This window comes from Pelolinea submarina, assembly GCF_003966975.1.
In the GTDB taxonomy this organism is placed as follows: domain Bacteria; phylum Chloroflexota; class Anaerolineae; order Anaerolineales; family Anaerolineaceae; genus Pelolinea; species Pelolinea submarina.
In genome coordinates, this window is the sequence record NZ_AP018437.1 from 743,532 (window position 1) to 754,751 (window position 11,220).

The window sequence follows — 11,220 nt, forward strand, 5'->3', positions numbered from 1 at the left end:
GAGGATTTACAAAATGTCTCGCTTTAAATCACTTGTTTTATTGATGGTCATTGCTTCCCTGGCTTTAGCTGCTTGCTCGACCGCGGCTGCCCCCGAAGCTGCTGCCCCTGCTGCTGAAGAAGCCGCTCCTGCCGAAGAAGCTGCTGCTCCCGCTGCTGAAGAAGCCCCTGTTTATACCTACGCTGATATGACCCTGTGCTATCCCCAATTGGGTGCTGAAAGCGACTGGCGCACAGCCAATACTGCTTCCATCAAGCAGACCGCTGAAGAGTTAGGCGTTACCTTGATCTTCTCCGATGCCCAGCAGAAACAGGAAAACCAGATTTCAGCTGTACGCGCCTGCATCGAGCAGGGTGTGGATGTCATCGCACTACCGCCTGTTGTTGAGGACGGTTGGGATGCAGTCTTGACCGAAGCCCAGGATGCCGGTATCCCCGTCATCATTGTCGATCGCTCCGTCAGCGCGGATTCCTCCCTGTACGCAGCGCACATTGGCTCCGATATGTTCCTTGAGGGCCAGCGCGCCGCCGAGGAAATGAACAAACTGCTGCCCGATGGCGGCAACATTCTGGAACTGTCCGGCACTGTTGGTTCCGGCGCGGCCACCGGCCGTGCGGAAGGTTTCCGCGATGCATTGAATGACAACATCACCATCCTTGACAGCCAGACCGGTAACTTCACCCGTGCAGAAGCTATCCCCGTAATGGAAGCTTTCCTGAAGAAATATGCCGGACAGGTTGATGGCGTCTTCATCCACAACGACGACATGGCCATTGGCGCAATCGAAGCCATCAAAGCTGCCGGTATCGAACCCGGTGATCTCAAGATCGTATCCGTTGACGGCACACGCGGTGGTTTCCAGGCCATGATTGACGGCTGGATCCAGGCAGATGTGGAATGCAACCCGCTGCTTGGCCCGCAGGTGATGGAAATGGGTCTGAAACTGATGAATGGTGAAGCAGTAGATCCCGAGACACTCACCAACGAGACCGTGTACTATCCTGAGGAAGCAGAAGAATTACTGCCGACTCGCCAGTACTAAAAATAACAAGAGGTGGGCTGTAAAGCAGTAACACCTCAACAAGAAGAGAGAAGTAGGCAACTACTTCTCTCTAAAAATATTTGAAAAATTGATCTGAATACCAGATCCGGCAGATTTGTAAGCAAGCACATTTACAGTTCCTTTATAAAAAATGATTGACTTATTCCGGTATTGAATCGACTCATTTTATAAAAATCAGTTCCGGAAGGAAATTTTTTAGATATGAACTGGACGCACAAGAAGGAATTTTATGAAGAATAAGACTTCTCTATTTACGAAGTTTCGTCAAAGCCGTTTATCCTGGCCTTTGTTAGCGCTGCTGCTGATATTCATCTTTGACGGTATCTATGCTCCCGGTTTCTTTAAATTAGGAATTGTGGACGGCCATCTTTACGGTAATTTGATAGATGTCATCAATAACGGCGCGCCATTGGTTCTGGTGGCGATCGGCATGACTATGGTTATCGCGACCGGTGGTGTTGACCTTTCGGTTGGCGCGGTGATCGCTATTTCGGCTGCCATGGGAGCGGTGTTGATCAATCCGGCTTTTGGTAATGAATTAATTTCCAACGATATTTTGACACAGAATGTATCCAGAACTCCCCTGGGCTTGATTGTCCTGGCCAATTTGGCGGCGGGAACAGCCTGCGGTTTATGGAACGGGTTTCTGGTTTCCAGAGCAAAAATACAACCGATGGTTGCAACGCTGATTTTGATGGTGGCCGGGCGGGGAATTGCCCAGTTGATCACGAACGGTCAAATTATGACCATTTATTACACCCCTTATTTTTTCTTTGGAAATGGATATATTTTGGGGATTCCAGTGGCGGTTTACATTGTGTTAGGGGTTTTGGCATTGGCCTGGCTGCTTGTGCGCAAGACGTCTATCGGCTTGTTTGTCGAGTCGGTAGGTATCAATGCCGAATCTACCTATTACAGCGGTATCAGCGAAAAAAATGTCAAACTGCTGGCTTACACATTTTGCGGTTTTTGCTCCGCTATCGCGGGATTAATCCTGAGCTCTTATGTGCACAGTGCCGACGCTAACAATATCGGGTTGAACTACGAATTGGATGGCATCCTGTCGGTGGTCATCGGCGGTACGCTGATGGCCGGTGGGCGCTTTTCTCTGGCGGCCAGCGTAATTGGCGCTCTGGTAATCCGCACCTTCACCATCACGATGTATACCATTGGCGTTCCGGCTAACGCACTGCTGGCGGCCAAAGCTGTGCTCGTGCTGGTCGTTATTCTGCTCTACTCGGATCAGGCACGCAACATCATCAACAACTTATTTGAAAGAAAGGGAAGGCGCAAAGATGCATAAGATCAAGACTTTCCTTTTGAAAAATGGGCCGCTTCTGGCAACAATCGCTATTTTTATTTTGGTTTACGCGATTGGCGGGCAGTTATATCCGGCCATGAAAAAACCGCAGGTATTTCTCAACCTGTTTATCAATAACGCCAGCTTGCTGATCATTTCCATTGGCATGACCGTGGTGGTGATCATGGGGGGAATCGACCTTTCAGTAGGCGCCATGATCGCGCTGTCCAGCGTGGCTTCAGCCGCCTTGCTGCAGAACAACCTGAATCCGATCCTGGTGATGGTTTTGATGCTCCTGATGGGTATTGGTCTGGGTTTTGTGATGGGCTGCATCATTCACTACCTGAAGGTGGAAGCTTTTGTGGTTACCCTGATGGGCCAGTTCTTTGCCCGCGGTATGGCTTATGTGATCAATGAAAGTTCCGTCACTATTAAAAACGAATTCTATAATTTTCTGGCATTAACCAAAATCCACCTCCCATATTTTGAAAAAGCCTATGTGTACATTCCGACTTTGGCCGGGATTGTTCTTTTAATCTTCACATTTATCCTGCTTACCAGCACCCGCTTTGGACGCACGGTTTATGCCATCGGTAATAATGAACAATCCGCGCTGCTGATGGGCCTGCCAGTGGCGCGCACCAAACTGATCGTGTATTCCTTCAGCGGATTTTGTTCGGCCCTGGCCGGTATTGTCTTCAGCGTCTCGCTGCTCTCCGGTTACGGCGGTTATGCCCAATCTATGGAAATGGATGCCATTGCGTCAGTCGTGATCGGCGGTACAGCGTTGACCGGCGGCACCGGGACAGTGCTGGGGACCCTTTTTGGCGTAATGATCAACGGAATTATCGTTTCCATCTTGCAGTTCAATGGCACGCTGACATCCTGGTGGACGCGCATTGGTGTCGGCGTTCTGACGCTGATTTTCATCGGCATTCAAAGCCTTTTCTACGTCGGGAAGAAGGAGAAATGATGTTCAAGAGATTGAATCAAGCGAAAGCATTCATTTCCGGTTCATGGATGGACACTCGCAGAATTGAGTTCCACACAAACTGCCGGCTGTCTTCCCATAATGGAGGTTATGGTTATGTCTAACCCAAATAACGAAATCATTCGCCTGGAAGGGATCAGCAAGAATTTCCCGGGCGTTCAAGCTCTGCATAAAGTAGATTTCTGCCTGAGGAAAGGCGAGATCCACGCCCTGGTTGGCGAAAATGGGGCGGGCAAATCCACGTTGATCAAAGTAATGACCGGTGTGGAACGCTGCGACGAAGGCCAAATTTTCTATGACGGCAAGGAAACGGTTATCCGTTCTCCTCTGCACGCGCAAAATATCGGGATCAGCACGGTTTACCAGGAAGTGAACCTGTGCTCCAATATTTCCGTGGCGGAGAACCTGCTGTTGGGCCGCGAACCCAGAAAACTGGGCTGTATTGACTGGAAAGCCATGAACAAACGCGCCAAAGCCATTATGCAGGATTTGGACGTGGATATCGATGTGACCCAACCGTTGGGTTCGTTTTCCACGGCCATCCAGCAAATCGCGGCTATCGCGCGCGCCCTGGAAATTTCTTCCGTCAAGATCCTGATATTGGATGAACCCACTTCCAGCCTGGACGCGCATGAATCCGACCTGATCTTTAAAGTCATGCGCAAGTTATGCACCTCGGGTGTGGGCATCATCTTTATCACCCACTTTATCAAACAGGTTTATGAGGTCTCGGATCGCATTACCGTGCTGCGCAACGGAAAACTGGTCGCAACGCACGAGACTAATTCGCTGCCGACCATCCAACTGATTTCCGAAATGATCGGCCGCAGCCTGGCTGAATATGACGAGATGAAAAAATCCGAATTTGTGGTCAACCACAAAAAAGCCCTGCTGGAAGCCAAAGAACTGGGGCGCAGCGGCGAGGTTGAGCCATTTGACCTGGAGCTGCATGCCGGCGAAGTCGTCGGACTGGCCGGACTGCTGGGTTCCGGGCGCACGGAAGTTGCCAAAGTCCTGTTTGGGATTGACGAGCCGGACAGCGGCAGTCTGTCGGTGGACGACCAAATGATCAAAAAACATTCTCCTTTTGAAATGATCATGCATGGCGTAGCGCTGTGTCCGGAGGACCGTAAAGCCAGCGGCATCGTGGGCGATCTGACTATCCGTGAAAATATCATTCTGGCCATGCAGGCTCGTTTGGGCTGGTTAAAGTTCCTGAGCAAACAGAAGCAATATGAGGTTGCAGAAAAATATATCAAGATGCTGAACATTGCCACGCCATCACCGGATCAATTGGTAAAGAATCTGAGCGGCGGCAACCAACAAAAAGTCATCCTGGCGCGCTGGTTGGCGACCGACCCTAAACTGCTGCTGCTGGATGAACCCACGCGCGGTATCGATGTGGGCGCCAAAGCGGAAATCCAAAAAATGGTTATCAATCTGGCTGCCGAGGGCATGGGCTGTATGTTCATTTCTTCCGAATTAGAGGAAGTCTTGCGCACCAGCCACCGTGTGGTGGTGATGCGCGATCACGAAAAAGTAACCGAATTATCCGGCGAAGTCAGCGAACGGGAAATCATGCAGGCCATGGCGGGGGGCGAGTAAGGGATGGAATCATTGAACCGGCAGGCTGAGTTTGAGATAAAAACAACGCGAATGCGCCAACTGTTAGCTGAAAAGCAGCTGGACGCACTGCTGCTGCAGCGCGTGAGCAGTATTGCCTGGGCGACCTGCGGGGCGGACGTACATATCAACACAGCCGCCAGCGACGGCGCCTGCGCGCTGCTGATCACACCCGATCAGCAATTTGTCATCACGAACAGCATAGAAGCGGCGCGGCTGGAAAATGAAGAAGGAATGGGCGAACAGGGTTGGCATTTCGAGGTCACACCCTGGTATGGCAATGAGAATCGATTGGCTGAATTGACCAATGGAAAGCGTATTGGCTGTGACGGCCTTTATGCAGGGGGACAGAACTTATCCGCCGAGCTGGCCTGGCTGCGCTCGCAATTGACCCAGCCGGAAGCGGAGCGTTTTCGCGGTCTGGGCAGGTTATGCGCGGAAAGCATGCAGGAAGCCATCCGGGCTGTGCAGCCGGGTATGACCGAATTTCAGATTTCCGGGCTGCTGGCGGGGGCCACGGAGAGCCGCGGCGCCCAAGCGGTGGTGAACCTGATCGGTACGGATGAGCGCATCTTCCAATACCGGCACGCGATTCCGACCGACAAGAAACTGGAACGCTATGCCATGCTGGTATTGTGCGGGCGCAAGTGGGGGCTGATCTGTTCCATTACCCGTCTGGTGCATTTCGGACCGCTTTCGGATGAGATCGAGCACAAGATGAGAGCAGTGGCGGCGGTGGACGCGGCGATGATCGCGGCTACTCGGCCAGGTAATACGCTGAACGGCGTGTTTGCGGAAGCACAACGCGCTTATGCGGCGCAGGGTTACCCGGATGAATGGCAGTGCCATCACCAGGGCGGATTGGCGGGTTATGAAGCCCGCGAGATTACAGGCACTCCCACAACCGGCCAATCTATTTTGATGGGGCAGGCTTTTGCCTGGAACCCGTCCATTAAGGGAGCCAAATCAGAAGACACTTTTTTGGTCGGAGAGCAATCCAATGAAATTATCACGGTTGTTGAAGGCTGGCCGATGATTGAAATTGAAATCGGGAATAAGTTGTTCCAGCGCCCGGCAATATGGGTGAGGGATTAACGCTTTGATGGAAAAGGTGATTATTGGTTGCATACCTGGAACGTTTAAATTGAGGGCTGCAGAAATGGCTACATCTTCAGAGGAGGAAAAATGTCTAAGTATGTGATTGGAGTAGATTTTGGAACTGAATCCGGCCGTGCGGTGGTGATTGACGCGGCTAATGGGCGTGAGATCGCCAGCGCGGTTTATCCGTATTCCAACGGCGTTATTGATGAAACCCTGCCTGAAAGCGGCAAGCGCCTGGAACCGGATTGGGCATTACAGGATCCCGAAGATTATATCCGCACCTTTAAACAGGCGGTTCCTGAGGCTTTGAAACAATCCAAGGTCGATCCGGCGGATGTGATTGGGGTGGGTATCGATTTCACCGCCTGCACCATGCTGCCGGTCAAAGCAGACGGCACGCCCTTGTGTGTGCTGCCGGAATGGCGCGAAAAGCCGCATGCCTGGGTGAAATTATGGAAGCATCATGCCGCGCAGCCGGAAGCGGACACAATCAACCGTACCGCGGAAGAGATGGGCGAACCCTGGCTGGAACGCTACGGCGGCAAAATTTCTTCAGAATGGTTTTTCTCCAAGGTATTGCAAATATTAAATGAAGCACCCGAAATTTATCAGGCAGCCGACCGTATGATCGAGGCAGCCGACTGGGTGATATGGCAGTTGACCGGCGTGGAAACACGCAACAGCTGTACAGCCGGTTATAAAGCCATCTGGTCCAAGCGGGAAGGATTCCTGCCATCCAAAGCCTATTTCAAAGCGCTGCACCCGCAGCTGGAGAATGTGGTGGATGAAAAGATGAAACGAGATGTGCGTTCCGTCGGCCAGAAGGCCGGCGAGTTAACATCACAAGCGGCGGAATGGACCGGGTTAAAACCCGGAACTGCGGTAGCAATTGCCAACGTGGACGCGCACGTTGCCGTTCCCGCCGCAACCGTAACAGAGCCCGGCCGTATGGTTATGATTATGGGGACTTCCACTTGCCATATGGTGCTGGGGGAGGAAGAGCACCTGGTGCCGGGCATCTGCGGTTATGTTGAAGACGGAATTATTCCGGGCTATTTCGGTTACGAAGCCGGGCAGTCCTGCGTGGGTGATCACTTCGCCTGGTTTATTGAGCATTGCGTACCCGCCGCCTACCAGAAAGAAGCGGATCAGCGCGGTATTAGCATTCATGCGCTGCTCGAAGAAAAAGCCGCAAAATTGAAGGTGGGGGAATCGGGGTTGGTGGCGCTGGATTGGTGGAACGGCAACCGCTCGGTATTGGTGGATGTTGACCTGACCGGAATGCTGCTGGGCATGACCCTGGCCACCAAACCGGAGGAGATCTACCGGGCATTAATCGAAGCTACCGCTTTCGGCACTCGCATGATCGTAGAAGCTTTCCAGGAGAATGGCGTACCCATTCACGAGCTGGTAGCCTGCGGCGGCCTGCCGGGCAAGAACCGCATGCTGATGCAAATCTACTCGGACGTGATGGGCATGCCCTTTAAGGTGAGCGCATCCCAGCAGACGCCGGCATTGGGATCGGCCATGTTTGGGGCGGTGGCGGCCGGCAAAGCGGCCGGAGGGTACGACTCCATCTTCGAGGCGGCCAAATACATGGCTAAATTGCAGGACGAATTTTATCAACCGAATATGGCCAATAAGGCTGTATATGATCGCTTGTTCGCAGAATACAAACAATTGCATGATTACTTCGGGCGCGGCGAGAATAATGTCATGAAACGGCTGAAAGCGCTCAAAGCAGAAATCCTATCGGGAAAATAGAGGTTTGGCAGCATGTTATTAAAGGAAATTCGCGAAGAATTAGTTGAATTGAACCAGGCTCTGCCGGCCAACCGGTTGGTGGTGTGGACCGGAGGGAACGTCAGCATCCGCGATCCGAAAAGCGGGTTGGTGGCGATCAAACCTTCCGGGATCATGTTCCCCGATCTGACGCCTGAAAATATGGTCGTGGTAGACCTGGACGGCAAGCAGCTGGAGGGTGATTTGGCGCCTTCTTCCGACACGGCCAGCCATTTATATATCTACCGGCACCGCGAGGACATCAACGGCGTGGTGCATACGCATTCCGATTACGCCACGGCATTTGCCGCTTTGGGCATGCCCATCCCGGCTGTGCTGACGGCGATTGGAGATGAGTTCGGCGGGCCAATTCCCTGCGGCGATTTTGCCCTGATTGGCAGCGAAGCCATCGGCAAAGCGGTGCTGGATGCGATCGGCAATACCACTGCCGTGCTGTTGAAAAACCACGGCGTTTTTACCATCGGAAAAAGCGGCCGGGCGGCTTTGAAATCAGCCGTGATGGTGGAGGACGTAGCCAAGACTGTCTGGCTGGCCAAACAACTGGGTGAACCCTGTGAGATTTCACAGGAAGATTTAAAAAAATTAAACGAACGTTACATGAACGTGTACGGCCAACATTGAATACTTATAGGAGTTAATTTATGAACTTAGAAAGACAAAAGGAATTATGGTTTGTTACCGGCAGTCAACATTTATATGGTCCTGAAGCGCTTGAGCAGGTAGGCGCGGATTCCAAAGCCATAGCGGCCGGCCTGGATCAATCCGCTGCCATCCCGGTTCCCATTCGCTTCAAGGCGGTGGTAACCACTTCGGATGAAATCCGGCAGGTATGTTTGCAGGCCAACAATGATGACAACTGCATCGGTTTGATCCTGTGGATGCATACTTTCTCGCCGGCGCGTATGTGGATTGCCGGCCTGAAAGCCTTAATCAAACCCTTCGTGCATTTGCATACGCAGTACAACCGGGATATTCCCTGGGAAAGCATCGATATGGATTTCATGAACCTGAACCAGTCGGCGCACGGCGACCGCGAATTCGGGTTTATCGGCACGCGCATGGGAATTCGGCGCAAGGTGGTTGTGGGCTTTTGGCAGGACCCGCAAGTCCAGGAAGAATTGGGCATTTGGAGCCGGGCAGCGTTGGCTTGGGAAGATGCGCAGCACCTGCGGGTGGCCCGTTTTGGCGATAATATGCGCGACGTGGCGGTCACTGAAGGGAACAAAGTTTCCGCGCAAATCAAGTTTGGTTATGAAGTCAACGGCTACAGCCTGGGGGATTTAACCGCATTTGTTGACCAGGTAACCGATGCGGAAATTGACAGCCTGATCAAAGAGTACGCAGAAATGTACATTGTGCAGCCGGACCTGCTGCCGGGCGGCGCGCGCCACGCTGCACTGCGGGACGCGGCGAAAATCGAAGTTGGATTGCGCGCTTTCCTGAATGAGGGCGGCTTCAAAGCCTTTACGACCACCTTCGAGAACCTGAACGGCCTGGTGCAGCTGCCGGGTTTGTCGGTGCAACGTTTGATGGCGGAAGGCTATGGATTCGGCGCGGAGGGGGATTGGAAAACTTCGGCTTTGGTACGCGCCATGAAGGTCATGGCCGCTGGATTGGAAGGGGGCACCTCTTTCATGGAGGATTACACCTACCATTTGGAACCCGGCAATGAAATGGTGCTGGGAGCGCACATGCTGGAGGTATGCGCTTCCATCGCGGCCGGCAAACCGTCTTTGGAAATTCACCCGTTGGGCATTGGCGGTAAAGCCGACCCGGCCCGCCTGGTTTTCCAGACGTCGGCGCGGCCGGCCATCGCTGCTTCCTTGATTGACCTGGGCGAGCGTTTCCGCTTGTTGGTCAATGATTTGGAGGTGGTCGATCCGAAAAAGGATCTGCCAAAACTGCCGGTAGCGCGGGTGGTATGGAAACCCAAACCCAGTTTGAAGGTTGCCGCCGCCGCTTGGATCCTTTCAGGCGGAGCGCACCATACGTGTTTCAGCCAGGCATTGGATAGACGCCATTTGCAGGATTTTGCTGAAATTGCCGGAATAGAGACAGTACTGATCAATGAGGATACCAATTTATCCGAGTTGAAAAACAACCTCAAATGGAACGCAGTTTATTATCATTTATTTGAATAAATTCAGGGGAATTCTTTAGGAAAAGGGTAAGGCGGATGGGGATCTGCCTTACCCTTGTTTTTAACCAACACCTGTATCGATCTGGCGTAATTTGACTTATAATCAATTGTTTTTCGTATAAAATGCTAATAAGTAAATAATTATGATTAGAAAAGCCAAGATTACGATTAAAGATGTTGCTAACACAGCGGGTGTTTCCACCCAAACTGTTTCACGCGTGTTAAATAACCGCCCGGATGTTTCTCCGGAAACGCGCGAGATGGTGCAAAAGGTCATCCGTGAATTGGGTTACGCCCCCAATATCATTGCGCGCAGCTTGAGCAGCGGCAAGACGAATACCATCGGCGTGGTTGGCTTCGGGTTGGAATACTACGGCCCGGCAAAAGTCCTTACAGGCATAGAGAAAAAATCAGCGGAATATGGGTATTCCGTTATGCTGGCACTGTTGGATCAATTTGACCGCGAACACATTGAGAAAGTCATCACCCAATTTATTGCCCAACAGGTAACCGGAATTATTTGGGCTATTCCCGGTTTTACCGACAGCATAGAACTGGTCGCATCAATTGCGGAATCTTTGGAAATTCCCATTATTTTATTGAATCGGCCGCCATTAAAAAAGAGATTGGTTTTATCAGTAGATAATCGCGAAGGCGCGCGCCTGGCGGTAAAGCATTTGCAGGACCAAGGTTACCGGCATATCGGCATGATCTCCGGTCCATTAAGCTGGTGGGAAGCCCAGGAGCGCCTGGCCGGCTGGCGAGAGATGGTAGAGACGGCCGGAATCAAGAACCTTGACCGCATGGTATACGAGGGAGATTGGACGGTGGAGAGCGGCGATTGCGGTTTCGAAGCATTGTTCGCAACCAACCCGGATTTGGATGCCATTTTTGTCAGCAACGATCAAATGTCGTTAGGCGTAATTCAGGCAGCCCGCCGCCATGAATTACGGATACCCGAGGATCTGGGTATTGTAGGTTTCGATAATGTCGCCGAATCCAAATTCTATTCCCCGGCACTGACAACGGTGCACCAGCCCGCGCGTCATTTGGGCGGATTGGCGGTGGTTCGATTGGATCAATGCATCCGGCATGAACCGGGTGAAGATTGTATCAATGCGGGGCAAAATGTAGTTGTGCCTGACTTGATCGTGCGGCGCACTTCTCTGCGCGGCGGTGAATGATAGACTTACCACTGA

At 52.2% G+C, this 11,220-nt stretch carries 9 protein-coding genes; all 9 read left to right on the forward strand.

Features of this window, described 5'->3' with window-relative positions; all coding sequences use genetic code 11:
* Positions 1–13: 13 nt before the first annotated feature.
* Positions 14–1,042, forward strand: coding sequence for an ABC transporter substrate-binding protein (locus tag Pelsub_RS03470; protein ID WP_116225916.1), 1,029 nt, complete (start codon positions 14–16; stop codon positions 1,040–1,042).
* 250 nt (positions 1,043–1,292) lie between these two features.
* Positions 1,293–2,366 (forward strand): ABC transporter permease, encoded by a 1,074-nt coding sequence (locus Pelsub_RS03475; RefSeq protein WP_116225915.1) that lies wholly within the window; start codon positions 1,293–1,295, stop codon positions 2,364–2,366.
* The gene (locus Pelsub_RS03480; protein WP_116225914.1) at positions 2,359–3,336 is read left to right on the forward strand and encodes an ABC transporter permease subunit; all 978 of its coding nucleotides are present in this window, start codon (positions 2,359–2,361) and stop codon (positions 3,334–3,336) included. The genes Pelsub_RS03475 and Pelsub_RS03480 overlap by 8 nt, the downstream gene beginning before the upstream one ends.
* Before the next feature lie 114 nt (positions 3,337–3,450).
* On the forward strand, positions 3,451–4,959 hold the full coding sequence (locus Pelsub_RS03485) for a sugar ABC transporter ATP-binding protein (RefSeq protein ID WP_116225913.1): 1,509 nt from the start codon (positions 3,451–3,453) through the stop codon (positions 4,957–4,959).
* Positions 4,960–4,962: 3 nt separating this feature from the next.
* Positions 4,963–6,072 carry a M24 family metallopeptidase gene (locus Pelsub_RS03490; protein WP_116225912.1) on the forward strand — a complete coding sequence of 370 codons (1,110 nt, stop codon included), beginning with the start codon at positions 4,963–4,965 and terminating at the stop codon, positions 6,070–6,072.
* Between the two features lie 90 nt (positions 6,073–6,162).
* Positions 6,163–7,842: a ribulokinase gene (gene araB / locus Pelsub_RS03495; protein WP_116225911.1), complete on the forward strand. Its 1,680-nt coding sequence runs from the start codon at positions 6,163–6,165 to the stop codon at positions 7,840–7,842.
* Between the two features lie 12 nt (positions 7,843–7,854).
* Positions 7,855–8,502 carry an L-ribulose-5-phosphate 4-epimerase gene (locus Pelsub_RS03500; protein WP_116225910.1) on the forward strand — a complete coding sequence of 216 codons (648 nt, stop codon included), beginning with the start codon at positions 7,855–7,857 and terminating at the stop codon, positions 8,500–8,502.
* Positions 8,503–8,522: 20 nt separating this feature from the next.
* Positions 8,523–10,022 carry an L-arabinose isomerase gene (gene araA / locus Pelsub_RS03505; RefSeq protein WP_116225909.1) on the forward strand — a complete coding sequence of 500 codons (1,500 nt, stop codon included), beginning with the start codon at positions 8,523–8,525 and terminating at the stop codon, positions 10,020–10,022.
* A gap of 142 nt (positions 10,023–10,164) precedes the next feature.
* A complete protein-coding gene (locus Pelsub_RS03510) occupies positions 10,165–11,205 on the forward strand; it encodes a LacI family DNA-binding transcriptional regulator (RefSeq protein ID WP_116225908.1) in 1,041 nt (346 codons plus the stop codon).
* The last annotated feature ends 15 nt before the right edge of the window (positions 11,206–11,220 follow it).

What these genes read in the sequence shown, in the direction of transcription:
- Pelsub_RS03500 (WP_116225910.1), top strand. Translation starts at nt 7,855, where the DNA reads ATGTTATTAAAGGAAATTCGCGAAGAATTAGTTGAATTGAACCAGGCT.
- araA (WP_116225909.1), top strand. Translation starts at nt 8,523, where the DNA reads ATGAACTTAGAAAGACAAAAGGAATTATGGTTTGTTACCGGCAGTCAA.
- araB (WP_116225911.1), top strand. Translation starts at nt 6,163, where the DNA reads ATGTCTAAGTATGTGATTGGAGTAGATTTTGGAACTGAATCCGGCCGT.
- Pelsub_RS03470 (WP_116225916.1), top strand. Translation starts at nt 14, where the DNA reads ATGTCTCGCTTTAAATCACTTGTTTTATTGATGGTCATTGCTTCCCTG.
- Pelsub_RS03475 (WP_116225915.1), top strand. Translation starts at nt 1,293, where the DNA reads ATGAAGAATAAGACTTCTCTATTTACGAAGTTTCGTCAAAGCCGTTTA.
- Pelsub_RS03480 (WP_116225914.1), top strand. Translation starts at nt 2,359, where the DNA reads ATGCATAAGATCAAGACTTTCCTTTTGAAAAATGGGCCGCTTCTGGCA.
- Pelsub_RS03510 (WP_116225908.1), top strand. Translation starts at nt 10,165, where the DNA reads ATGATTAGAAAAGCCAAGATTACGATTAAAGATGTTGCTAACACAGCG.
- Pelsub_RS03485 (WP_116225913.1), top strand. Translation starts at nt 3,451, where the DNA reads ATGTCTAACCCAAATAACGAAATCATTCGCCTGGAAGGGATCAGCAAG.
- Pelsub_RS03490 (WP_116225912.1), top strand. Translation starts at nt 4,963, where the DNA reads ATGGAATCATTGAACCGGCAGGCTGAGTTTGAGATAAAAACAACGCGA.